Annotated in this window: 22 protein-coding genes; 3 read left to right on the top strand and 19 right to left on the bottom strand. The window is 63.2% G+C overall.

The annotated features are described in order from the left end of the window. Positions 1 to 8: 8 nt before the first annotated feature. The 4 genes from fabD to BM321_RS19545 all read right to left on the bottom strand — a co-directional run bounded on the left by fabD (position 9) and on the right by BM321_RS19545 (position 2,809). On the bottom strand, positions 9 to 947 hold the full coding sequence (gene fabD, locus BM321_RS19560; RefSeq protein ID WP_092444115.1) for an ACP S-malonyltransferase: 939 nt from the start codon (positions 945 to 947) through the stop codon (positions 9 to 11). A 123-nt stretch (positions 948 to 1,070) separates the two neighbouring features. Then, positions 1,071 to 2,081 carry a phosphate acyltransferase PlsX gene (plsX, locus tag BM321_RS19555; protein ID WP_072406324.1) on the bottom strand — a complete coding sequence of 337 codons (1,011 nt, stop codon included), beginning with the start codon at positions 2,079 to 2,081 and terminating at the stop codon, positions 1,071 to 1,073. Positions 2,082 to 2,085: 4 nt separating this feature from the next. Next, positions 2,086 to 2,268 (bottom strand): 50S ribosomal protein L32, encoded by a 183-nt coding sequence (gene rpmF, locus BM321_RS19550; RefSeq protein ID WP_003179396.1) that lies wholly within the window; start codon positions 2,266 to 2,268, stop codon positions 2,086 to 2,088. Between the two features lie 13 nt (positions 2,269 to 2,281). After that, positions 2,282 to 2,809 carry a YceD family protein gene (locus BM321_RS19545; RefSeq protein WP_003204262.1) on the bottom strand — a complete coding sequence of 176 codons (528 nt, stop codon included), beginning with the start codon at positions 2,807 to 2,809 and terminating at the stop codon, positions 2,282 to 2,284. Between the two features lie 105 nt (positions 2,810 to 2,914). Between BM321_RS19545 and BM321_RS19540 the strand changes: the two genes are divergently transcribed. Beyond that, complete coding sequence (locus BM321_RS19540; protein WP_092444113.1) at positions 2,915 to 3,493, top strand: Maf family protein; 579 nt, start codon at positions 2,915 to 2,917, stop codon at positions 3,491 to 3,493. 215 nt (positions 3,494 to 3,708) lie between these two features. Here the strand turns inward: BM321_RS19540 and BM321_RS19535 are convergent, their stop codons facing one another. Genes BM321_RS19535 through rluC form a run of 3 tightly spaced genes read right to left on the bottom strand, consistent with a single transcriptional unit; the run spans position 3,709 to position 6,327 of the window. Continuing rightward, positions 3,709 to 4,698, bottom strand: coding sequence for a S49 family peptidase (locus tag BM321_RS19535; RefSeq protein ID WP_092328274.1), 990 nt, complete (start codon positions 4,696 to 4,698; stop codon positions 3,709 to 3,711). Positions 4,699 to 4,718: 20 nt separating this feature from the next. After that, positions 4,719 to 5,381: an HAD-IA family hydrolase gene (locus tag BM321_RS19530; protein ID WP_092444111.1), complete on the bottom strand. Its 663-nt coding sequence runs from the start codon at positions 5,379 to 5,381 to the stop codon at positions 4,719 to 4,721. Then, on the bottom strand, positions 5,371 to 6,327 hold the full coding sequence (rluC, locus tag BM321_RS19525) for a 23S rRNA pseudouridine(955/2504/2580) synthase RluC (RefSeq protein WP_060743156.1): 957 nt from the start codon (positions 6,325 to 6,327) through the stop codon (positions 5,371 to 5,373). The genes BM321_RS19530 and rluC overlap by 11 nt, the downstream gene beginning before the upstream one ends. Before the next feature lie 699 nt (positions 6,328 to 7,026). Here rluC and rne point away from each other — a divergent pair. Continuing rightward, entirely contained in the window at positions 7,027 to 10,215 is a 3,189-nt protein-coding gene (gene rne / locus BM321_RS19520) for a ribonuclease E (RefSeq protein ID WP_092444109.1), read from the top strand. 224 nt (positions 10,216 to 10,439) lie between these two features. On the opposite strand, the gene BM321_RS19515 is transcribed toward rne, so the two are convergent. The 12 genes from BM321_RS19515 to BM321_RS19460 form a co-directional block, all read right to left on the bottom strand. Next, positions 10,440 to 11,030, bottom strand: coding sequence for a nucleotidyltransferase family protein (locus BM321_RS19515; protein WP_092444107.1), 591 nt, complete (start codon positions 11,028 to 11,030; stop codon positions 10,440 to 10,442). Positions 11,031 to 11,050: 20 nt separating this feature from the next. Then, positions 11,051 to 12,022 (bottom strand): XdhC family protein, encoded by a 972-nt coding sequence (locus BM321_RS19510; protein WP_092444105.1) that lies wholly within the window; start codon positions 12,020 to 12,022, stop codon positions 11,051 to 11,053. Further along, positions 12,022 to 14,337 (bottom strand): xanthine dehydrogenase family protein molybdopterin-binding subunit, encoded by a 2,316-nt coding sequence (locus tag BM321_RS19505; RefSeq protein ID WP_092444103.1) that lies wholly within the window; start codon positions 14,335 to 14,337, stop codon positions 12,022 to 12,024. The genes BM321_RS19510 and BM321_RS19505 overlap by 1 nt, the downstream gene beginning before the upstream one ends. Further along, positions 14,334 to 14,804, bottom strand: a complete 471-nt coding sequence (locus BM321_RS19500) for a (2Fe-2S)-binding protein (protein ID WP_092328283.1) — start codon at positions 14,802 to 14,804, stop codon at positions 14,334 to 14,336. Before BM321_RS19500 ends, BM321_RS19505 begins: the two co-directional genes overlap by 4 nt. Positions 14,805 to 15,069: 265 nt before the next feature. Beyond that, positions 15,070 to 16,089 (bottom strand): UDP-N-acetylmuramate dehydrogenase, encoded by a 1,020-nt coding sequence (murB, locus tag BM321_RS19495; protein WP_092444101.1) that lies wholly within the window; start codon positions 16,087 to 16,089, stop codon positions 15,070 to 15,072. Then, positions 16,086 to 16,550, bottom strand: a complete 465-nt coding sequence (locus tag BM321_RS19490) for a low molecular weight protein-tyrosine-phosphatase (protein ID WP_060741219.1) — start codon at positions 16,548 to 16,550, stop codon at positions 16,086 to 16,088. The genes murB and BM321_RS19490 overlap by 4 nt, the downstream gene beginning before the upstream one ends. Next, a complete protein-coding gene (gene kdsB, locus BM321_RS19485) occupies positions 16,550 to 17,314 on the bottom strand; it encodes a 3-deoxy-manno-octulosonate cytidylyltransferase (protein WP_092444099.1) in 765 nt (254 codons plus the stop codon). The genes BM321_RS19490 and kdsB overlap by 1 nt, the downstream gene beginning before the upstream one ends. Then, positions 17,311 to 17,496 carry a Trm112 family protein gene (locus BM321_RS19480; protein ID WP_003179363.1) on the bottom strand — a complete coding sequence of 62 codons (186 nt, stop codon included), beginning with the start codon at positions 17,494 to 17,496 and terminating at the stop codon, positions 17,311 to 17,313. The genes kdsB and BM321_RS19480 overlap by 4 nt, the downstream gene beginning before the upstream one ends. Before the next feature lie 23 nt (positions 17,497 to 17,519). Next, positions 17,520 to 18,530, bottom strand: a complete 1,011-nt coding sequence (gene lpxK, locus BM321_RS19475; RefSeq protein ID WP_092444098.1) for a tetraacyldisaccharide 4'-kinase — start codon at positions 18,528 to 18,530, stop codon at positions 17,520 to 17,522. Beyond that, positions 18,530 to 18,958: an ExbD/TolR family protein gene (locus BM321_RS19470; protein ID WP_053123850.1), complete on the bottom strand. Its 429-nt coding sequence runs from the start codon at positions 18,956 to 18,958 to the stop codon at positions 18,530 to 18,532. Before BM321_RS19470 ends, lpxK begins: the two co-directional genes overlap by 1 nt. Continuing rightward, positions 18,955 to 19,590 (bottom strand): MotA/TolQ/ExbB proton channel family protein, encoded by a 636-nt coding sequence (locus BM321_RS19465; RefSeq protein ID WP_162491247.1) that lies wholly within the window; start codon positions 19,588 to 19,590, stop codon positions 18,955 to 18,957. Before BM321_RS19465 ends, BM321_RS19470 begins: the two co-directional genes overlap by 4 nt. 95 nt (positions 19,591 to 19,685) lie before the next feature. Continuing rightward, positions 19,686 to 21,932, bottom strand: coding sequence for a DNA internalization-related competence protein ComEC/Rec2 (locus BM321_RS19460; protein WP_092444096.1), 2,247 nt, complete (start codon positions 21,930 to 21,932; stop codon positions 19,686 to 19,688). Positions 21,933 to 22,076: 144 nt separating this feature from the next. On the opposite strand from BM321_RS19460, the gene BM321_RS19455 reads away from it, so the two are divergent. Beyond that, positions 22,077 to 22,592, top strand: coding sequence for a DUF2062 domain-containing protein (locus BM321_RS19455; protein WP_046063671.1), 516 nt, complete (start codon positions 22,077 to 22,079; stop codon positions 22,590 to 22,592). Positions 22,593 to 22,776: the final 184 nt, after the last annotated feature.

Genomic DNA, 22,776 nt, shown 5'->3' with positions numbered 1-22,776 from the left:
TCTCCTGTTCAGGCCTGCGCTGCACGGGCGGCGGCGAAGGCATCTGGGGTATTGAGGTTGGAAGTCGACACGCCTTCGGCGCAGCGTTTGTTCAGGCCTGCCAGCACTTTGCCAGGACCGCATTCGACCAGTTCGGTCGCGCCCTTGGCTGCCAGGGTCTGCACCGACTCGACCCAGCGAACCGGCTTGTAGAGTTGTTCCAGCAGATCACGCTTCAAGGTCTCGAGATCAGGCGCCACGTCGGCGCTGACATTCTGCACCACGGGAATCTGCGGGGCCTGCCAATCGATGGCAGCGATGGACTCGGCAAAGCGCTCGGCGGCCGGACGCATCAGTTCACAGTGCGACGGCACGCTGACCGGCAGTGGCATGGCGCGCTTGGCACCACGGGCCTTGCAGCCCTCGATGGCACGCTCGACAGCCGCCTTGGCGCCGGCGACGACCACCTGGCCCGGGGAGTTGAAGTTCACCGCGCTGACCACTTCGCCTTGCGCCGCCTCGGCACAGGCCGCCAGCACATCGGCGTCTTCCAGGCCGAGGATCGCGGCCATGCCGCCCTGCCCGGCCGGAACAGCTTCTTGCATCAACTGGCCACGACGCTCCACCAGTTTCACCGCGGCGCCCAGGCTCAGGCTGCCAGCGGCCACGAGGGCGCTGTATTCGCCCAGGCTGTGACCGGCGACGAATGCCGGGCGCGCGCCGCCTTCAGCCAGCCACAGGCGCCACAAGGCGATCGAGGCGGTGAGGATGGCCGGTTGGGTTTTATCGGTTTGATTGAGCTGCTCTTCCGGCCCTTGCTGGGTCAGTGCCCACAAGTCATAGCCGAGCGCATCGGACGCTTCTTTGAATGTTTCGAGGACCAGCGGGTATTGCGCGCCCAGCTCGGCCAGCATGCCGAGGGACTGCGAGCCCTGCCCTGGAAAGACGAATGCGAGGGAAGCAGACATGAAAACAAAGCCCCTAATGATCTTGTCGTCAAAAATTGACGCCCCTGGGGGCGCTAGCAAACTGCAAGTTGGATGGCGGGTTGAACCGACCGGTCACATTTAAGCATTGTCGGACGAAAACGCCTAAGTTAACAAATCCTCAAGGCGACCGTGCAAGCGCTCCGGCAGGTTCTCCTGGATCTCGATCACCGCTCGGTTGATCGCACTTTGGAAACCCTGCACGCCCGCCGACCCGTGACTCTTGATCACGATACCTTGCAGCCCGAGGAAACTCGCACCATTGTGCCGCGCCGGCGCCAGGTCCGCCTGCAAGCGACGCATCAACGGCAGCGCCAGGGCACCGACCACCCGCGAAGCGAGGCTCTGCCTGAACAAGGTCTCGATGCGCTGGCCGATCATGGTCGCCAGCCCCTCGCTGGACTTGAGCAGGATATTGCCCACGAAACCGTCACAGACCACCACATCGGCCTCGCCACGGTACAAACCATCGCCTTCGACGAAACCGATGTAGTTGATGCCCCGCGCAGCCTGCAACAACGTGGCCGCCAGCTTGACCTGCTGGTTGCCCTTGATGTCTTCGGTGCCGATGTTCAGCAACGCCACGCGAGGACGCACGATGCCCAGGGTTTCGGCCGCGACCGAGCCCATCACAGCAAACTGCAGCAGATGCTCGGCACTGCAATCGACGTTCGCCCCCAGGTCGAGCAACTGACAGAATCCACGCTGGGTCGGGATCGCCGCCACCATCGCGGGCCGGTCGATACCCGGCAAGGTCTTGAGCACATAGCGCGACAGCGCCATCAGCGCACCGGTATTGCCCGCGCTGACACAGGCCTGGACCTTGCCATCACGCAGCAGCTCAAGGGCCACGCGCATCGAGGCGTCAGGCTTGCCGCGCAGGGCCTGGGCCGGCTTTTCGTCCATGGTGATGATTTCGGACGCTGGGACAATCGTCAGGCGCGCGCGATCCACAGCCGATTGGCCGCTGAGCATGTCTTCCAGGAGGGGGGATTGACCGACGAGGGTCAAGTGCAGCGAGGGTGTAGCATTCAGACAAGCAAGGCTGGCCTGAACAATGCTGCGGGGACCGAAGTCCCCGCCCATTGCGTCAATCGCGATGACTTGAGCGGACAAGTGATTACTCGTCGGCGCCCTTGTCGATCACTTTACGGCCACGGTATACGCCTTCTGGCGATACGTGGTGACGCAGGTGAACTTCACCGGTGGTCTTTTCTACGGACAGGGTGCTAGCCTCGAGAGCGTCGTGCGAACGGCGCATGTCACGGGCAGAGCGGGATTTTTTGTTCTGCTGAACAGCCATAATTGATTAACTCCTAAACGTTTGGGTCACGCTTTAACTGCGCCAATACACTGAACGGGTTGGACCGCGTTACCTCGTCCTCGCTCGGTTCGGGCTCATCTGCTCCCGCCGGCTGCTGGCATTCTTCCGGATGATGAGCAGGCACAATGGGCAAGGCGAGCAGAAGCTCCTCCTCGATCAGTGACTGCAGATCCAATGGATCTTCGCCCAGTTCCAGCACGTCATAACCTTTCGGCAACGACTGGGTATTCGCACCCTCCTTCACCACGGCGTAACTGCATTCGCTGTGGATCGGCAGGGTGACCAGCTCAAGACAACGCTGGCAAACCATTTTGACTTCAGTGTCGATAAAGCTGTGGATAACCACAGATTTACGTTCATCTCGTTCAAAAACGAATTTGGCCTGGACCGTACCGACATCGTCGGAAAGCGGGTCGCAGAGTCTCTTCAAATCGGCCAGCAGCAGTTCACCTTGAAGGGTGGTGCCACGGTCAGCCAATTTGCGCGGGTCAACGTGAGGTGGAATCGGGTCATTCAACATAGGCGCAGCATTATAGGGATGCCCCCGGCCATGTCAAAGGAAATTCAGCCCTGTCCGTCACTTGCGTGCCTCGCTAGAATTCGTCGCCGACTCCTGGAGATGCCCATGCTGCCTTTATTACTTGCCTCAAGCTCGGTCTATCGCCGGGAATTGCTCGCCCGCCTGGGACTGCCGTTCGTCTGCCACTCACCCGATATCGACGAAAGCCATCGGCCCGGCGAACCCGCCCTCGAACTGGTCAAGCGCCTGGCCCGGGAAAAAGCCCTGGCATTGGCTCAAAGTTATCCAGGACACCTGATCATCGGCTCAGACCAGGTCGCCGTGCTCGGCGAGCGCATCCTGGGCAAGCCTCACACCTTCGAGAACGCCCGCGAACAACTGCTGGCCGCCAGCGGCGCCCAGGTCACGTTCCTGACCGGCCTGGCACTGCTCAACAGCCAGACAGGCGCCTGCCAGGTCGATTGCGTTGCGTTTACGGTCAATATGCGCCCCCTGGATCCAGGGCGCGTCGAACGCTATCTGCGCGCCGAGCAACCCTATGATTGCGCCGGCAGCTTCAAGGCCGAGGGACTGGGCGTAAGCCTGTTCCAGAGCACCGAAGGATCGGACGCCACCAGCCTGGTCGGGCTGCCGCTGATTCGTCTTGTGGACATGTTGCTGGCCGAGGGCGTGCAAATTCCCTGAAGCGCCGGCATTGAGGGTAACCACTGCCAAATACAAAACTTGTAAATACAAAACTTGTGGCGAGGGGATTTATCCCCGTTGGGCGCTAAGCGCCCCTTAATCTGTCGCCTCGGTGCGCGGCTCCATTGATAGGGCCGCTTCGCGCCCCAGCGGGGATAAATCCCCTCGCCACAAGAGAGGCTGTCAGCCTCCCCTGCATTGAAACTCCAAGGCAATCAGCGCAACGCCGGGCCCTGGAACCCCATCCACATCGCCAAATGCTCGGCAATGCTTGCCCCCAGCTTCTTCGAGAAGCGGTCGAACGGCGATTCTTCGATGGTGAAGTCCACGAGATCTTTCTGGCCGATCACATCCCGCGCCACTGAGCTGGCACTGCCCAACCCGTCGATCAGGCCCAACGGCAAAGCCTGCTCTCCAGACCAGACCAACCCGGAAAACAGCTCGGGGTGCTCCTTGTCCTTCAGGCGCTCGCCCCGCCCCTTCTTGACGCTGGCGATGAACTGCTTGTGAGTGGTGTCGAGCACACCCTGCCAGAAAGCGGTCTCTTCAGGTTTTTGTGGCTGGAACGGATCGAGGAAGGACTTGTGCTCGCCAGAGGTGTACACCCGACGCTCCACGCCCAGCTTTTCCATGGTGCCGACAAAACCATAGCCGGCCGCCGTCACGCCAATGGAGCCTACCAGGCTGGCCTTGTCGGCATAAATCTGGTCCGCGGCACTGGCGATGTAATAGGCGCCGGAAGCACCGAGGTCGGCAATCACCGCATAGACCTTGATATCCGGGTGCAACGCTCGCAAGCGGACGATCTCGTCGTAGACGTACCCCGACTGCACGGGACTGCCGCCCGGGCTGTTGATCCGCAGCACCACACCCTTGACCTTCGAATCCTCGAAAGCCGCCCTCAGGCTGCCGACAATATTGTCCGCACTGGCAGGCTCCTTGTCGGCGATCATGCCTTCGATGTCGATCAACGCGGTGTAGGCCGAGCCGCTGACGGCGCTTTTCTCCATATTCATCAGCGGCGTGAACAAGGCCAGCGCGGCAAAGAGATAAATAAACGTCAACAACTTGAAAAAAATACCCCAACGACGGGAGCGGCGCTGCTCCTGGACACTCGCCAGCAAGGTCTTTTCCAACAGCTTCCAGCTCTTGTCGTCACCGCTTTCGGCGCTCGCCTTGACGGGTGCCTTCCATTCATCGGTCATGCGTGGATCCCCAGCAAACTTTATTGGGCGCGCCGGCTCAGCCAGGCGTGCAACTCAGGAAAATGGTCGATGGCCAATCGCGGCTCGAACACCCGTAGCGCCTCTATCGTTTGGGCCCCGTAGCTGACCGCCACCGACCCCATGCCAGCATTGCGCGCCATCTGCAGATCGAACGACGAGTCCCCCACCATCAGAGCCTGTTCCGGGCGCATGTTGCAGTGAGCCAGGATCTGCTCAAGCATCAGAGGGTGTGGCTTGCTGGCGGTTTCATCCGCAGCGCGGGTGATGTCGAAATAATTGTCCCAGCCATGGGATTTCAATACGCGATCCAGACCACGACGGGCCTTGCCGGTCGCGACAGCCAGGCGATACCCCTCGGCACGCAAGGCATCCAGGGTGGCCGCCACTCCATCGAACAACGGCGAAGGCTCGGCCTCCAGTGCAATGTAGTGATCGGCATAGTGCTGGCGAAAAACCACCAGCTCATCGTCATCGATCTCCGGGTACAAACTGCGAATCGCTTCCGGCAACCCCAAGCCGATGATGCCCTTCACCGCGAAATCGTCGCACCGGGCAAAACCCGAGCGATCCGATGCGACATGCATCGACTCCACGATCCGACCGATGGAATTGGCAAGAGTGCCGTCCCAATCGAATATCAGCAATTTGTAGTCAGGATGCACTCAACCGCTCCACCGTCTTGGCCCACATGTCGTCCACCGGGGCCTGCAATTTCAGCTCGCCGCCATCGGGCAGCGGCACAGTGAGCATATAAGCGTGGAGAAACAGGCGCTTGCCGCCCAGGTCGCGGATTTCCTTGGTGAAATCGTCATCGCCGTATTTGCTGTCACCGGCGATGCAGTGGCCGGCGTGCAGGGTATGTACGCGGATCTGGTGCGTGCGCCCGGTCACCGGCTTGGCCTCGACCAAGGTGGCGAAGTCGTCGAAACGGCGCAATACCTTGAACACCGTCAGCGCCTCCTTGCCCTCCTCGTTGACTTCGACCATGCGCTCGCCGGAACGCAGGTTGCTCTTGAGCAGCGGCGCACGCACTTGCTTGATGGAAGTTTCCCAGCGGCCACGCACCAGCGCCATGTAGCGCTTGTCGACGCCGTCGCCGCGCAACTGCTCGTGCAGGTGGCGCAACATGCTGCGTTTCTTGGCGATCATCAGCAGGCCGGAGGTGTCGCGGTCGAGGCGATGGACCAGTTCCAGCTCCTTGGCGTCCGGACGCAACTGACGAAAGGCTTCGATCACACCGAAGTTCAGGCCACTGCCGCCGTGAACCGCAATGCCCGCGGGCTTGTTGATCACGATCAGGGCCTTGTCTTCGTAGACGATCGAGGCTTCAAGGCGTTGCAACAATCCCTGGGCCAAGGGCACCGGCTCATCGCGCTCGGGCACGCGAACCGGCGGCACGCGCACGATATCACCGGCCTGGAGCTTGTATTCGGGCTTGATCCGACCTTTGTTCACACGCACTTCGCCTTTGCGCAAAATGCGGTAGATCAAGGTCTTGGGCACGCCTTTGAGCCGGGCCAGCAGGAAATTGTCGATTCGTTGGCCGGCATATTCCGGCGAGACCTCGAGCAGTTGAACGCCAGGGGTCGAAGGGGCAGTAGTTGTCATGGCGGCGATCATAACAATTTTTTATGGAATTGAAGCACTTAATCATTGCTGCTATAGTCGCGAACGCCGCCAAAAGTGGCTGGACAGTGGACCAGCGGTTAAAAACCGGCCCTGACCAACGCAATTCACGAGGACGAGAGGCCGTCCTACGGGGCTTTCGCTACGTAACGGTAGAGTTTTCAGGTGTAACGAGCGCAGGTGACATGAGGCCTGAAATACGCCGCAAAGCAGAGTTTTGACTCGCCTTGCGCGCCACATTCACGGCCAGTTCACAAAGTGCAGTCAGCTGCGAACGACCCCGAGCGAGAGCTTCGGAAACAACGCCTAAATTAGCCATGATGCGTGACCTCCCCTTCCGGAGCTCACGGTAAATGCCAACCCGCTGCGGATTCTGCGCGCGGCAGCACCCGAATTATCAGGGATACGTGTAGGGTGGAGACGTACAACCGTCGGACTGTGTAGCACTAGGCTTATATTTAGACGCTTCATCTCGTCCACAGACGCCGGTTGATTCCTCCTCCTGACTGAGTGCTTGAGTACCAGCAAGCAGGACGCGTCCGTCGCGACTTCGCCATCATTGGGTCGAACTCGCTGGACACTGGAATGGCCTCGCCATCTCCAGGACGCACCTGACACCGACCGTGAGAAGTCGTGTGTGCCGAACGCCGTTTCCGGCAGCCCGGAAACCGACGGTACTACATGAAAAGAATGCTGATTAACGCAACTCAACCCGAAGAGTTGCGTGTTGCACTGGTAGACGGCCAGCGCCTCTACGACCTGGATATCGAATCCGGTGCACGCGAGCAGAAGAAGGCCAACATCTATAAAGGCCGGATTACTCGCATCGAACCAAGCCTTGAGGCTGCCTTTGTCGATTTCGGCTCCGAGCGCCATGGCTTCCTGCCCCTCAAAGAAATCTCCCGCGAATACTTCAAGAAGGCCCCTGAAGGCCGCGTCAACATCAAGGACGTCCTGAGCGAAGGCCAGGAAGTCATTGTCCAGGTGGAAAAAGAAGAACGTGGCAACAAGGGCGCCGCCCTGACCACCTTCATCAGCCTGGCCGGCCGTTACCTGGTCCTGATGCCGAACAACCCGCGTGCCGGCGGCATCTCCCGCCGCATCGAAGGCGAAGAACGCAACGAACTGCGCGAGGCCCTCAACGGCCTGGTCGCGCCAGCCGACATGGGCCTGATCGTGCGCACTGCCGGCCTGGGCCGCAGCAGCGAAGAAATGCAGTGGGACCTCGACTACCTGCTGCAACTGTGGACCGCCATCAAAGAAGCCTCGCTGGATCGTTCCGCGCCGTTCCTGATCTACCAGGAAAGCAACGTGATCATCCGCGCCATCCGCGATTACCTGCGCCAGGACATCGGCGAAGTGTTGATCGACAGCGTCGAAGCCCAGGACGAAGCCCTGACCTTCATTCGCCAGGTGATGCCGCAGTACGCCAGCAAGATCAAGCTCTACGAAGACAGCGTTCCGCTGTTCAACCGTTTCCAGATCGAAAGCCAGATCGAGACCGCCTTCCAGCGCGTCGTCGAACTGCCGTCCGGCGGCTCCATCGTCATCGACCCGACCGAAGCCCTGGTGTCCATCGATATCAACTCGGCCCGCGCCACCAAAGGCAGCGATATCGAAGAAACCGCCCTGCAGACCAACCTTGAAGCCGCCGAGGAAATCGCCCGTCAGTTGCGCCTACGCGACATCGGCGGCCTGATCGTCATCGACTTCATCGACATGACCCCGGCCAAGAACCAGCGCGCCGTGGAAGAAAAGGTCCGTGAATGCCTGGAAGCCGACCGCGCCCGCGTACAGGTCGGTCGCATCTCGCGCTTCGGCCTGCTGGAAATGTCCCGTCAGCGCCTGCGTCCGTCCCTGGGCGAAAGCAGCGGCATCGTTTGCCCGCGTTGCAACGGCACCGGCATCATCCGTGACGTCGAGTCGCTGTCCCTGGCGATCCTGCGCCTGATCGAAGAAGAAGCCCTGAAAGACCGCACCGCCGAAGTTCGCGCCCAGGTGCCGATCCCGGTGGCCGCGTTCCTGCTGAACGAAAAACGCAACTCGATCACCAAGATCGAACTGCGCACCCGCGCCCGCATCGTCATCCTGCCGAACGATCACCTCGAGACGCCGCACTTCGAAGTGCAGCGCCTGCGCGATGACAGCCCGGAAGCCCACACCAATCAGTCCAGCTACGAAATCGCTGCCGCTGCTGCCGAAGTGGAAGAAGTCCAGCCGGCCGCCGCCACGCGCACCCTGGTTCGCCAGGAAGCCGCGGTCAAGACTGCTCCGGCCCGCGCCAACGCTCCGGTTCCGACCGAAGTGGCCGCTCCGGTTGCCGCCCCGGCCGCAGCCCCCGAGCCAAGCCTGTTCAAAGGCCTGGTGAAGTCGCTGGTCAGCCTGTTCGCCACCAAGGAAGAACCCGCTACCCCGGCCGTCGTCGCCAAGCCTGCCGCTACCGAGCGTCCTGCCCGCAACGAAGAACGCCGCAACGGTCGCCAGCAGACCCGCAACCGCAACGGTCGTCGCGATGAAGAGCGCAAGCCTCGCGAAGAACGTGCACCGCGTGAAGAACGTGCACCACGTGAGCCGCGTGAAGAACGCCAGCCGCGCGAAGCCCGTGAGGAAGCGCCAGCCGTAGCCCGCGAAGAACGCGCACCGCGTCCGCCCCGTGAAGAACGTCAGCCACGCGCACCGCGTGAAGACCGCAAGCCACGTGGCGAGCGCGAAGAACGTGTTCGTGAGCTGCGCGAGCCACTGGATGCCGCCCCGGCTGCGGCTGCCGCCACCGCTGAAGAGCGTCCAGCCCGCCAGCCTCGTGAAGAACGCGCACCGCGTCCTCCTCGTGAAGAACGCCAGCCACGCGCCGAGCAGGCAGCCGCCGCTGCCAGCGAAGAAGAAGTGCTGAACGCCGAAGAGCAGTTGCAGGAAGATGGCCAGGACACCGCCGAAGGCGATCGTCCACGCCGCCGCTCCCGTGGCCAGCGTCGTCGCAGCAACCGTCGTGAACGTCAGCGCGACGCCAACGGCAACGTGATCGAAGGTTCGGAAGAGTCCGAATCCACCGAGAGCGCCGAAGCGCCAAGCGCCGCGGACCTGGCTGCCGGCCTGGCCGTGACTGCGGCCGTTGCCAGCAGCGCGATCAGCGCCCCGGCCGAAGCCCAGGCTCACGAACAAGCCGAACGTGCCACTGCTGCGGTGGAAAGCACGCCGGTTGAAGCGCCTGTGGTCGAAGCCACCACCCCGGTAGAAGCCACCGCCTCGCCAGAAGTGGAACTCGCACCGGCTCATGAAGCCCAGCCTGAAGCCGAAGTCGCCGTCGAGCCTGCACCGGTCGTCGAGGCTCCAGTCGTTGCTGCCGAACCGGTCGTCGAAGCACCGGCCGAGGAAAAGGCACCAGAGCCTGTCCGCGAAGAGCAGACTGCGTTCAACTGGAGCGCCGAGCCAGCCGCACCGGCACCTGTTGTCGAGCCTGAGCCGACACCAGAGCCCGTGAAAGCGGTCGAGCCAGAAGTGGTCGAGCCTGCTCCAGTGGTCGAGGCGCCGGTGGTTGCCGAAGCCCCTGCCCCGGTGGAGCCTGCACCTGCCAGCGCCCTGACCGCGAATGGCCGTGCACCGAACGATCCACGTGAAGTGCGTCGTCGCAAGCGTGAAGCCGAGCGTCTGCAGAAGGAAGCCGAACTAGCTGCCGCTGCTGCCGCTCAAGCGCCTGCTGCCGAGCCTGCGCCAGTCGTGGAAGAAGTTGCCGAGGCAGCCCCTGCCCCGGTCGCCGAAACCCCGGTTGAATCAGCTCCGACGTTCGACGAGCCTCAGCACACCGCTGAAGAAATCGCGCCACGTCACCCTGAAGCCCTGGAAAAAGAGCACGAGCCCAAACCTCACGCCTGATTCCACCGCCCAGTAAAAAGCCCCGCCTGGTAACCCCAGGCGGGGCTTTTTTATGCCTTCAGACTTATCCACAGGGGACCGGGACCAGGCACAAGACTTATGCCCACTGAAGATCCAATGTGGGAGCGAGCTTGCTCGCGATGGCGCCGGGTCAGCTTGCATCAATGCTGAAGTCAGACCGCTTTCGCGAGCAAGCTCGCTCCCACAGGGTTCCGCGTCGCCTGTTATTTGAAGACCAGTGCCTCTGGCACATCCACATCCCACGTCACGCCAGGGTCGTCGACCGGCACTTCGACCACTTGCGCCCCGGCAAACAATACCTTGGCTCCCCGATCGCCGGTCAATGCCATCAGTTTCGGCCCAAACTCACCACCGAATCCCACCGGATGCCCATACTCACCGGCCAGGACCGGCACGCTGATGCCGTCCGTGCGAATCGCCGCCACCACCTGCTCGATGCTCGACGGCAGGATGAAGGGCATGTCACCCAGCACCATCAGCCAGCCATCAAGCTCAGGGCAGGCCTGGACACCGGCGGCAATGCTGTCGCCCAGGCCGGGGGAGTCCAGTTCCACGAAATCGCAGCCATAGGCCTGGGCCATGCGAATGGCTTGCGGCCGGTCCTTGCGCGTCACCAGCACGCGCCTTTCCAGGGAGGCTGGCAGATTTACCAGCACATGCTCGATCACCGAGCGCACGGCACCGTCACGCCCGGTGCAATCGGCGAGCAATTTATCCTTGCCGGGGCCTGCAATCCCGCGAAAACGGCTGCCCGTTCCGGCCGCCAGGATGATCACGCCAATCGACTCGCTCATACGCCCTCCTTACCCACGGCTTACAGCGTTTTTTTCTGCCGCAGTTCCACGCCATTCTTGATGGCCACGATTTCGGCCAGCAGCGACAAGGCGATTTCCGCCGGGGTGTGGCTGCCGATGTGCAAGCCGATCGGTCCATGCAAGCGGTCAATCGCCTCCGCAGACAAGCCTAGCTGAGCCAGGTTGTCCCGGCGTTTCTGGCTGTTGACCCGCGAACCCAGGGCGCCGACATAAAACGCCCTGGAGTCCAGGGCCGTGAGCAGCGCCATGTCGTCCAGGCGTGGATCATGGGTCAGCGCCACAATGGCCGTGCGCTCGTCGGTCTGGATACTCAACACGGCTTCGTCGGGCATCCCCGAGACGAAGCGCCCATGCTGCTCTTCCCAACCATAGACGAACTCCTTGCGCGGATCGCAAATCAGCACTTCGAAGTCCAGCAGCCGGGCCATTTCCGCCACGTAGCGCGACAATTGCCCGGCACCGATCAGCAGCAACCGCCAACGCGGGCCGTAAATGGCCCGCAGCACCTGCCCGTCGAACACCAGGGCGTCGGTCTTGCTGGCCGGGGTCAGGACCACGTTGCCACTGGTCACCGTCAGCTCACGGGCGACGATTTCATGGGCTTCGCAGCGCTCCAGCAGCTCTGCGACCCACTGCGGATCGCCCACCCGCTCCTCGGTCAGGCGCAGGGTCCCGCCGCACGGCAGGCCGAAGCGCGCCGCTTCTTCGCGGGTAACGCCATAGGTGATCAATTGCACCGGCGGACCGTCCGCCGGAATACGGCCGTCGTGCAGCCGGGCGATCAGGTCATCCTCGACACAACCGCCCGACACCGAACCGATCACCACGCCATCTTCGCGCAGGGCCAGCATCGCCCCTGGAGGCCTTGGCGCAGTGCCCCAGGTCTGGACCACGGTGAACAACACCACCCGCTGCCCGGCGCGGCGCCACTCGAGCACGCTGCGCAGGACATTCAGATCGACGCTGTCCATCAGGCCTTGGCCTGTTGCCAGCCTTGCAGCTGATAGCGCACAGGCAGGTTACGGATACGCTGGCCAGTGGCGGCGAAAATCGCGTTGCACAGGGCCGGCGCAATCGGCGGCACGCCCGGCTCGCCAACACCCCCCAACGGTACCTCACCCGGCGGCGTGACCAGGTGCACGACCACTTCCTTGGGCGCCAGGGACATGCGCGCCACTTCGTACATATGGAAATTGTCCTGCTGCACCTTGCCATCCTTGAAACTGATTTCGCCCACCATGGCATTGCCCAGGCCCATGACGCAGGCGCCTTCGAATTGGGAGCGGATGCGCTCGGGGTTGATCTGCGGGCCGCAGTCCACGGCGATGTCCGCCTTGTGCACGATCACCGTGCCATCGTCCTTGACCTCCACCTCGAGCACCGCCGCCACGTAGGTGACGAAGCTGTAGTGCACCGCCAGCCCCAGCCCACGGCCCTTGGGCAGTTCCCGACCCCAACCGGCGGCCTTCGCGGCGGTTTCCAGCACCGTGCGGATCCGCGCCGTATCAATCGGGTAACGCTCGGGGGATTCGCCGTAGTTCCATTCTTCGCTCAAGGTACGCGGATCGATCTTGCGGTCCGGCCCGAGCAATTTGACCTGGTACTTCAGCGGATCCTGGCCGGCTTTGTGAGCCAGTTCGTCAATGAAGCTCTGGATTGCGAAGCCGTGAGGAATGTTCGACACCGAGCGATACCAGCCCACCCGGGCATGGGCCACCGCTTCGGGGTTTTCCAGGCGCAGGTTGGGAATGGCGTAGGCCATGTTGGTCACCCCCATGCCTATTTCGAACGGCGCCTCATGAGTCATGCCCGGTGCAAACAGTGCGGTGATGCTCGGGGCTACGGTGCGGTGCAGCCAACCGGACGGCATGCCGTCCTGGTTCAGGCCGGCCTTGAGGTATTCGGCCGATACAGTGTGGAAGTACGAGTGATGAATGTCGTCCTCGCGGGTCCATTGCACCCGTACCGCCTGGCCGGGAAACTCCTTGGCGAGGACCGCCGCCTCGACGACAAAGTCGGGTTTTGACTTGCGTCCGAAACCGCCGCCCAGCAACGTGATGTTCACCGTGACCTTCTCGAAAGGAATACCCAGGCGTTCGGCGACACGTTCACGGGTCACCTGCGGCGCCTGACTCGGCGCCCAAGCCTCGCATTGGCCGTCCTTGAACCGGGCGACGGCAACCATCGGCTCCATGGGGGACTGGGACAGGTGCGGCAAGTAATACGACGCTTCCAACGTCGAATCAGCCTTGGCCAGCGCATCGTCGAGGTCACCGCTGCTGCGCACGACTTTTCCAGGCTTGAGGGCGGCCGCTTCCAGTTCCTTGCGATAGGCAATGGAGTCATAACCGGCATTCGGGCCATCGTCCCACTGGATTTTCAGCGCCTCGCGGCCCTTGATCGCCGCCCAGGTGTTCTTCGCCACCACCGCTACGCCGCCCAACGGCTGGAATTCCGAGGGCAGCGGACGTCCCTCTATCTGGACCACCTTGAGCACGCCCGGTACCTTCAGCGCCGCGCTGCTGTCCACGCTCTTGACCTTGCCGCCATAGACCGGCGGACGCGCGATGACCGCATAGAGCATGCCGTCGAAATGCACATCGGCACCAAACACCGCACGACCGTTGACGATGTCCGCGCCATCGATGGCCCGGCTCGCTTCCTTGCCGATGTAGCGGAACTCGGATGGCTGCTTGAGACGCAAGCTGTCACGGGCCGGCACCGGCAAGGCACTGGCGGCGGCAGCCAATTCGCCATAGCCCAGTTCGCGTCCCGACGGCTGGTGCAGCACTTTGTGCAGTTGGGCATGGCATTCACCCACCGGGACCTTCCACTGGGCGGCAGCGGCCAGCTCCAGCATGGTCCGGGCGGCAGCCCCGCAACGGCGCATCGGCTCGTACCAGTGACGCATGCTGCGCGAACCGTCGGTGTCCTGGTTGCCGAAACGCGCCTCATCGGCTGGCGCCTGCTTGACCTTGACGAGCGCCCAGTCAGCGTCCAGTTCGTCGGCGACCACCATGCTCAGGCTGGTGCGCACGCCCTGGCCCATTTCCGAACGGTTGCAGATCACGGTCACGCTGCCATCGGTGGCAATGCTGACGTACACCTTCGGGTCGTCGACCGCGCCATGGGGCATGCCCTCGGCGCCGAATTTCTTTTCCTCGGCAAAGGCATCCGGCAGACCCCACGTCGCCGCCAGCACCAGTACGCCGGTGGCGCTCGCACCCTTGAGGAAACCACGGCGGCTGAGGTTGCTCAGTACAAAATCATCGGGCAAGCGGCTCATGCCTTGGCCTCCTTCAGGTGAGTGGAAGCCTGGCGGATCGCGGTCTTGATCCGGTTATACGTGCCGCAACGGCAGATGTTGCCGACCATGGCTTCTTCGATCTGCTCATCGCTCGGATTGGGGTTGGTCTTGAGCAACGCGGTGGCGGACATGATCTGCCCGCCCTGGCAGTAACCGCACTGGGCCACCGCCGTGTCGAGCCAGGCCTTCTGGACGATTTGCCCGACCGGGTCGGCATGAAGCCCGTCGATGGTGCTGACGTCCTGCCCTTTCACCGAGCCGATGGGTGTGATGCAACTGCGCGCCGGGGCGCCGTCGATGTGGATGGTGCAGGCGCCACACAGGCCCATGCCGCAGCCGAACTTGGTGCCGTTGTAACCGGCCACATCCCGGATAGCCCACAGCAGCGGCATGTCCTCGGTCACATCCAGTTGATGGTCTTTTCCATTGAGTTTCAGGGTAATCATGGGCACGCCCGCATAGTGATCGAGTTATGGGGTCGAGCAATCTGCCGCTTGGGTAACAGGTCGGTTGTCGCAGACTGGCTCAGGCTGATCGGGCTCTCTTATGCAGGCGCACGCAGGCGTCTGCATCGGGCCTTTAGGATGCGATGATCGCATCGTTAGCGAACTAAATTAACCCAGGATCAAGCAAAACGCCCTGCACAATCCTGCACAAATGTTCATGTGCAAGAGTGTGCAAGGCGTTTTTTCAGGTGCTGGGTGAGGCGGCTCAGTACCGATTGGGCTCCATTTCCAGCTCGACCTGGAAACGTTCGGCAATGTCTTTCTGGATCCGCAGGGCCAGGTCCAACAGTTGCGGGCCGGTGGCATTGCCGTAGTTGACCAGTACCAACGCCTGCAACTTGTGCACCCCGGCATCTCCCTCGCGAAAGCCCTTCCAGCCGGCCCGTTCGATCAGCCAGCCGGCGGCGATCTTCATCTGCCCTGCTGGCTGTGGATAAGCCACAAGATCAGGGTATTGCTGCTTGAGATACGCCACGTGCGTGGCCGGCACCAGCGGGTTCTTGAAGAAGCTGCCGGCATTGCCCAGCATGGCCGGGTCGGGGAGTTTTTCGCTGCGGATGCTGCAAATGGCCCGACTCACATCCGTGGGCGTCGGCTGATCGATGCCCTGTTCGGTCAATCGCTGGCGGACCGGGCCGTACTCCAGGTGCAAGTGTGCGGCGCGGCTCAGGGTAAAGCGCACCCGCAGGATCAACCAGCGACCCGCTTGCTGCTTGAACAGACTGTCGCGATAAGCAAACCGACAGTCTTCAAGGGTGAAGTCCCTCAGCTCGCCGGTCTGGCGATCCAGCGCAGTGAGGCCGGCGAAGACATCCTTGATCTCCACACCGTAGGCGCCGATGTTCTGCATCGGTGCCGCGCCTACGGTACCGGGAATCAGGCTGAGGTTTTCCAGGCCCGACCAACCTTGCGCCAGCGTATGTTGGACGAAGGGATGCCAGGGTTCCCCGGCTTCGGCCTCGATCACCACCCGTTCGCCATCATCGCTGAGCAAACGGATCCCCTGGCTGGCCATGCGCAGTACCAAGGCGTCGATGTCGCCGGTCAGCAGCAGGTTGCTGCCGCCGCCGATCACCAGCAGCGGCACGGTATGCTCGCGGGCATAGGCCAGCGCCTGGCGGATCTCCCCATCGTCGCGGGCTTCGGCGAATAATCGGGCGCTGACGTCCACGCCAAAACTGTTGAAGGGCTTGAGGCTGACGCCCGCCCGTACCTGCAAGGTCATAACCGCCCCTTCAATTCGATCACCAGGCGATCGGTGGCCCGCTCGATCAAGTCCAACACCTGCTCGAAGCCCTGCTCGCCGTCGTAGTACGGGTCCGGCACGTCATCGAGTTCGGCTTCGTAGCGCCGCAGGAACAGATCCAGCTCGGCCTTGCCATTGGCCGGTTGCAGGGCCTGGAGATTGCGCAGGTTGCTGCTGTCCATCGCCAGGATCAGGTCATAGGCGGCAAAATCGGCGCGCGTCACCTGTTGCGCGCGCTGGGCCGACAGGTCGTAGCCACGCTTCAAGGCCGCCGCCTGGCTGCGCTTGTCTGGGGCCTTGCCGACATGCCAGTCACCGGTGCCGGCGGAAGCGACTTCCACCTGCCCGGCCAGCCCGGCCTCTCGCAACTTGTGGCGCAAGATGCCTTCGGCGGTGGGCGAGCGGCAGATATTGCCGAGGCACACGAACAGGACCCGCATCAGGCCTCCAGCAGGCGACGAACGCGCTCGAGGTCTTCGGCGGTGTCGACACCGGTCGGCGGGGCCACCAACGCATCGGCGACATGGATCCGCACGCCATGCCACAGCGCTCGCAGCTGTTCCAGGGCTTCAGTGTTTTCCAGCCAGCACGGGCCCCAGGCGACGAAGTCCTGGAGGAAGCCGGCGCGGTAGGCGTAGATGCCGATGTGACGACGGTACGGCACGCCTTGCGGCATCACGTCGCGACCTTGGGCGAATGCATCCCGCGCCCAGGGCAACGTCGCACGGCTGAAGGTCAACGCCAGGCCATTGAGGTCGCTGACCACCTTGACCACGTTGGGGTTGAACAGGGTCTGCACATCCTCGATCGGCTCGGCCAGGGTGGCCATGCGCGCTTCGGTGTGGGCCGCGAGGTTGGCGGCGACCTGATCGATCACGCTCGGCGGGATCAACGGCTCGTCACCTTGTACATTGACCACAATCGCGTCGTCGGCAAGACCGAGCTTCGCCGCGACCTCCGCCAGGCGATCGGTACCGGAATTGTGGTCTTCGCGCGTCAGCACGACCTCGGCGCCAAAGCCTTTGCAGGCTTCGACGATACGCGCATCGTCAGTCGCCACCACCACGCGCTGGGCGCTGCTTTTACTGGCTTGCTCCCAGACGTGCTGGATCATCGGCTTGCCGGCGATCGACAGCAATGGCTTGCCGGGCAGGCGCGTCGAGGCGAAGCGCGACGGAATGACAACGGTAAAGGCAGTAGTCATTTATCCAGACGCTCGTCGGTGGTCAGGGTGCGGGCTTCGCTTTCGAGCATCACCGGGATGCCGTCGCGAATCGGGTAGGCCAGGCCGGCACCCTTGCTGATCAGTTCGGTCTTGTCGGCGCTGAGCTTGAGCGGACCTTTGCAGACCGGGCAGGCCAGAATATCGAGCAGTTTGGTGTCCATGGAATTCCCCTGGATAAACAGTGTTAAGGCAAGAGCCGATCCGGCAACAGGCGCATCAATTGCGTATCGAACCAGGCCGCGAAGGCCGGCGACGGCGTGGCGTCCACCGCCAGGTACCACCAGTCGGGCGCGGCGAAGGCACGGCATTTGACCGCGTCCTTTTCCGTCATGACCACCGGCAGGGATGGCGTGAAGTTCAAGGCCTGGGCGCTGTATTCGGCATGGTCGGCAAACCCGTGCGGTATTGGCCGCCAGTGTAGCGTTTCGAGGGTCGTGAAGAAACGCTGGGGGTTGCCGATGCCGGCCACGGCGTGCAGGGCCTGGCCGGGTGGAAAATGGTCGAGGGGGCGGCGTTCGCCACTGGCCAGGTTCACCAGTTCGGTGGGACGCAATTGGAAGGCGAAGCCGTCTTCACGGTCGGTACTGGCGCCGTTGTAGAGCACGGCGTCAACCGATTGCAGGCGCTCGACCGGTTCGCGCAACGGCCCGGCGGGCAGGCAACGCCGGTTGCCCAGGCCCCGGGCGCTGTCGATCAGCACCAACTCAAGGTCCCGGGCCAGCCGATAATGCTGCATGCCGTCGTCGGACAGGATCAGGTCCAGCGGCTCGGCCTCCAACAGCGCCTGGACCGCGCGGCTGCGGTCGGGGTCGATCATCAACGGCACGCCCGTGCGCTGGACGATCAACAGCGGCTCGTCGCCCGCGACATCGGCGCCCTGCCCGGCCGCGACCCGCCACGGCAGTTGCGGCGGCTTGGCGCCATAGCCCCGGCTGACCACCCCGACCCGCAAGCCACTGCGCTGGCAGTGCTGGATCAGCCACAGGATCAACGGCGTCTTGCCAGTGCCACCCACAGTGATATTACCCACCACCACCAACGGCACGGGGGGCTGGTAGATCGGGCCTTCACCCGCCAGGAAACGCTCGCGCTTGCCCACCACCACCCGCCGGTACAACCACTCCAGGGGCCGTAGCAGGGTCAAGGCCGGGTGGCCTTCGTACCATGCGGCAAGCAATCGATCGGACATGGCCATCAGGGTGCGGGAGCCGCCTCGACCGTGGTCATGCGCAGATGGCTGAAACCGAGCTTGCCGGCCGCGTCCATGGCGGTGATCACCGATTGATGAGGGGTCTTGCCGTCGGCGCTGATGGACAGCGGCAGGTTGGTGTCGCCGCCGGATTCTTTCTGCAGGGCCTCGATCAGGCTCGCCAGGTCGCTCTTGGGCAGCAACTGGTTATTCACCGAGAACGCCCCTTCGGCGCTGATGGTGACTTCCAGGTTCTTCAATTGCTGGTCTTCGGCCGGCGAGCCGCTGACGGCTTGCGGCAATTCAACCTTGAGCTGGGTTTCCCGGGTGAACGTGGTGGTCACGACGAAAAACAGCAGCAGGATGAACACCACGTCGATCAGCGACGCGAGGTTGATCTCGATGTTTTCCCGTGGCTTGCGGCGGAATTTCACTGCTTGCCCCCAGCCAGGTCCACGTCACGGTCACCCTGCACCACCTCGACCAGCTTGATGGCCTCCTGCTCCATGCCAACGACCAACTCGTCGACGCGGCGTTGCAGGAACCGATGGAAGAACACCGCCGGAATCCCCACCATCAGGCCGGCGGCGGTGGTGATCAGGGCCTTGGAAATCCCCCCGGCCAGTACCGCGGCATTGGTGGTCATCCCGGAACCGGTAAACGCGCTGAAGATGTCGATCATGCCCAGCACCGTTCCCAGCAGCCCCAGCAACGGGGACATGGCGGCGATGGTGCCCAGGGCGTTGATATAGCGCTCCAGTTCATGGATGACCCGGGCGGCGGCTTCCTCGATGCACTCCTTCATGATCTCGCGACCATGCTTGGAGTTCGCCAGGCCTGCGGCGAGGATTTCCCCCAGCGGCGAACTGGCCCGCAGCTCCTTGAGCTTGTCCTTGTTCAGCTGCTTGTCCTTGATCCAGACCCAGACCTGCCCGAGCAGATGCTCCGGGGTCACGCGGCTGGCCCGCAGGGTCCACAGGCGTTCGGCAACGATACCCAGTGCCGCGATGGAACTCAGAATGATCGGCAACATCATCCAGCCGCCGGATTTGACCAATTCCCACACAGTGACTGCCCCCTCGAAAAAGTGCGCCACTTTATCACACACACTCGCCTTGCAGACCCGCCCCGCCGATAAGCGCATCAGCCGATTGCCCTGGATCAATGTTGCCCCGGTGGCCCGACGGCGGGCGGGTCGCGCCAGTAACGTCGGTGCCCGGCCTCGGTGCGCGGCAACTCGAACGCGCCCAGTTGCAGACGAATGGCGCCCTGCTCGGCGCTGTCGTAGATCGCCAGGCCCGAGCGGCGGTAGCGGGCCATCACTTGGGGGTGGGGATGACCGAACGCGTTGCCCTGCCCTCGAGAGATCAGCACCGAATGCGGCTTGAGGCGCGACAACAACGCCATCGACGACGAACTGCGGCTGCCGTGATGAGGCGCGGCCAGCCACTGGATCGGTCGCGCCAGGGCCTCGTCGAGCAAAGCGCGCTCGGCAGGGGTGTCGATATCGCCAGTCAACAGCAGGCGTTCGCCGCCGGCCTCCACCAGCAAGACACAGGACTTCTGGTTGCTTTCGACAGCAGATGCCCAGCGCCACAGCTCGAACCCGACGCCATCCCATTCCCAGCGCCTGCCGCTGTCGCAAGGCCCGGCTTGCAGTTCATCGGGCAGCGCGTCCGGATCGCCACTGATGACTTCCATCGTCGGCAGCCCATTGCGCACCGCTTGGGCGCCGCCGGCATGATCGGCGTCGGCATGGCTGAGGAGCATCAGGTCCAAGCCGTGCACACCGAGCTTGCGCAAGGTCGGCAGTACGACGCGTTCGCCCGCATCGGCCTCGCCAAAGCGCGGCCCGGCGTCGTAAAGCAGGCTGTGATGCCGGGTGCGTACCAGCACCGCCAGCCCTTGGCCCACGTCCAGTTGCCAGACCTCGGCGTGCCCTTGCGGCAGGTGTTCTCGCGGGGGAAACACCATCAGCAGCACCATAGGCCACCCCAACACACGCAGCGGCACGCCTTTGGGCAGTAGCAGCAGAAATGCCCCTGAAGCGGCGATGCCCAAGGCCCACGGCGGGACCGCAGCGGGGACCCAGGCGGGTATTCGTCCGGCAATCAGCCCCAGCCCCTTGAACAACAGATCGAGCAACCCGCCGGCGATCCACAGCAGGCCTTCACCGATGAGCGGCACCGGCAACAACGCCGTGCCGAGCAGCGCTGGCGGCAAGACCAGCAGGCTGATCCAGGGCACCGCGAGCAAGTTCACCAGCGGCCCGCTGAGGCTGACCGGCAAGCCCACGATCAACAGCAACGGACACAGGCCGACCGCAACCAGCCACTGGGCACGGGTCCAGGTTTGCCACCAGCGCCAGGGCCCCAGGCGAGCGCCAAAGGTGAATATCAAGATGGCGACGGCCGCAAACGACAACCAGAACCCTGGCCGCAGGCTGGCGAGCGGGTCGAACACCAGCACCCCGGTGAAAGCCAACAGCCATGCCCACCACGGATCCGGCTGTTTGAAACGCAAGCGCCACAGCAACACCAGGCCAATCATCGCGCAGGCCCGTCGCACCGGCACCTCGAAGCCGGCGAGCAAGCCGTAGCCCAGGGCGGCGCAAAAGGCCAGCGCACAGGCCCAGGGCAACCACGCCAGCCCTGCCGGCCACAGGCCATAACGCGCCGCGCCGGCCACCAGCAGATACACCAGGCCGGCCAGCAGACCGATGTGCTGCCCGGAGATCACCAGCAAATGGACCGTGCCGGTGTCTTGCAAAACCTGCCAATCCTCGCGACTCAGCCCGCCGCCGTCGCCCAGGACCAATGCCGCCAGCGCGCCGGAGCGGCCGTGGGCGTCGACCTGTGCCAGCGCCTGGCGCACCTCGTCACGCCAGGCGCCCCGGGCCGCTTGCAGGAGACGCCCGTCCTTGACGGTACCAGTCGCGCCAACGCCACGGCTCAACAACCAGGCGGCATAGTCGAAACCGTGTGGATTCAACAACCCGGCGGGCCGCTTGAGCTTCACCGCCAATCGCCATCGTTCGCCACTGTTGATGGGCGGCCCCCCGAACCAGGCCAGGCGCATCGTTGTCGGTAAGCGGGTACGACGTGAATGGGCATCGGCCAGTTCGAAGCGCACCACGCCGTCGCCCTGTTGCGGCAAACCGACGACGCGCCCTTCGACCCAGCGGGTTTCTCCGTCCAGGGCGGCGGGCAATCGATTGTCCAGCGCCCACTGCGCCGACAGGCAGGCCCAGGCCAGCCCGAACAGGAAAAAACCCAGCGGGTAGGTTCGAAACGGCAACACCATCAGCGCCAGCGCCGGCATGGCTGTCACCAGCCACAACGGCGGCAGTGCCGGTAAAGCAATCGGGGCCAACAACCCCAGTGCAAGCGCGACTAACCCTGTGCGCATAACCCGTCCTTGAGAGTGCCCCTCTTCAGGCATAGACGCTCGGCGGCACCCCTGGCGTTATCAATTGTCACAAAGTCTGAATCTGCCAGCCGTAGAATCCAGACATACTTGCGGCCTTACTGCGTTGAACCGACCGAGAAGCCTATGCCCCGGCGCCTATTCAAACGTTACATGCCAGACCCAGAGAGCATTCGGGAACATAAGTCCTTACGTTTTCTCGGCACCCTGCTGCACGATCCCAACCTTTGGCACCTCAATCGGCACTCCGTGGCCCGGGCGATGGCTGTTGGCCTGTTTGCCGCGTTCTTGCCGATCCCGTTGCAGATGTTGCTGGCCGCCGCGTTGGCCGTGACGGTGCGCGGCAATATGCCGATCGCGGTGAGCCTGGTGTGGCTGACCAATCCGATCACCATGCCTGCGGTGTTTTTCTGCACCTACCAGACCGGCGCCTGGCTGATGGACGTGCCTGCCCGGACACTGCCCGAAGAGCTGACCTGGGAATGGATCAGCGGCCAGTTGTCCACCTTGTGGCAGCCATTCCTGCTGGGCTCGGTGGTGACCGGCCTGGTGCTCGGCGCCCTGGCCTACTTCGTCACCATGAGTTACTGGCGCTGGTGGGTGGCGCGACAGTGGCGGCGGCGCAAGAAAAGCCGGATGTGAGATGCAAAAAAGGCCTCCTGGGAATGGAGGCCTTTCTTGTATTTCGACTGACGCCATCGCGAGCAAACACCCGCAAGGGAATGCATTTCAATGTGGGAGATTCTATGGTGCAGGGCTACCCCCTAAATGCCTTTCGGTAAGTATTCGCTCTGATTCTTCAGCAGGGCGAATACCACTCGGGCAA

The sequence above is a fragment of the Pseudomonas sp. NFIX10 genome, from assembly GCF_900111955.1.
Classification (GTDB): Bacteria; Pseudomonadota; Gammaproteobacteria; order Pseudomonadales; family Pseudomonadaceae; genus Aquipseudomonas; species Aquipseudomonas fluorescens_AA.
The sequence above is the reverse complement of the archived record's forward strand: the minus strand, read 5'-3'. Positions and strand labels throughout refer to the sequence as shown.

Coding starts and splice junctions, on each gene's coding strand:
- fabD (WP_092444115.1), bottom strand. CDS start 947: ATGTCTGCTTCCCTCGCATTCGTCTTTCCAGGGCAGGGCTCGCAGTCC.
- rpmF (WP_003179396.1), bottom strand. CDS start 2,268: ATGGCTGTTCAGCAGAACAAAAAATCCCGCTCTGCCCGTGACATGCGC.
- BM321_RS19545 (WP_003204262.1), bottom strand. CDS start 2,809: ATGTTGAATGACCCGATTCCACCTCACGTTGACCCGCGCAAATTGGCT.
- BM321_RS19540 (WP_092444113.1), top strand. CDS start 2,915: ATGCTGCCTTTATTACTTGCCTCAAGCTCGGTCTATCGCCGGGAATTG.
- BM321_RS19535 (WP_092328274.1), bottom strand. CDS start 4,698: ATGACCGATGAATGGAAGGCACCCGTCAAGGCGAGCGCCGAAAGCGGT.
- rluC (WP_060743156.1), bottom strand. CDS start 6,327: ATGACAACTACTGCCCCTTCGACCCCTGGCGTTCAACTGCTCGAGGTC.
- rne (WP_092444109.1), top strand. CDS start 7,027: ATGAAAAGAATGCTGATTAACGCAACTCAACCCGAAGAGTTGCGTGTT.
- BM321_RS19515 (WP_092444107.1), bottom strand. CDS start 11,030: ATGAGCGAGTCGATTGGCGTGATCATCCTGGCGGCCGGAACGGGCAGC.
- BM321_RS19510 (WP_092444105.1), bottom strand. CDS start 12,022: ATGGACAGCGTCGATCTGAATGTCCTGCGCAGCGTGCTCGAGTGGCGC.
- BM321_RS19505 (WP_092444103.1), bottom strand. CDS start 14,337: ATGAGCCGCTTGCCCGATGATTTTGTACTGAGCAACCTCAGCCGCCGT.
- BM321_RS19500 (WP_092328283.1), bottom strand. CDS start 14,804: ATGATTACCCTGAAACTCAATGGAAAAGACCATCAACTGGATGTGACC.
- murB (WP_092444101.1), bottom strand. CDS start 16,089: ATGACCTTGCAGGTACGGGCGGGCGTCAGCCTCAAGCCCTTCAACAGT.
- BM321_RS19490 (WP_060741219.1), bottom strand. CDS start 16,550: ATGCGGGTCCTGTTCGTGTGCCTCGGCAATATCTGCCGCTCGCCCACC.
- kdsB (WP_092444099.1), bottom strand. CDS start 17,314: ATGACTACTGCCTTTACCGTTGTCATTCCGTCGCGCTTCGCCTCGACG.
- BM321_RS19480 (WP_003179363.1), bottom strand. CDS start 17,496: ATGGACACCAAACTGCTCGATATTCTGGCCTGCCCGGTCTGCAAAGGT.
- lpxK (WP_092444098.1), bottom strand. CDS start 18,530: ATGGCCATGTCCGATCGATTGCTTGCCGCATGGTACGAAGGCCACCCG.
- BM321_RS19460 (WP_092444096.1), bottom strand. CDS start 21,932: ATGCGCACAGGGTTAGTCGCGCTTGCACTGGGGTTGTTGGCCCCGATT.
- BM321_RS19455 (WP_046063671.1), top strand. CDS start 22,077: ATGCCCCGGCGCCTATTCAAACGTTACATGCCAGACCCAGAGAGCATT.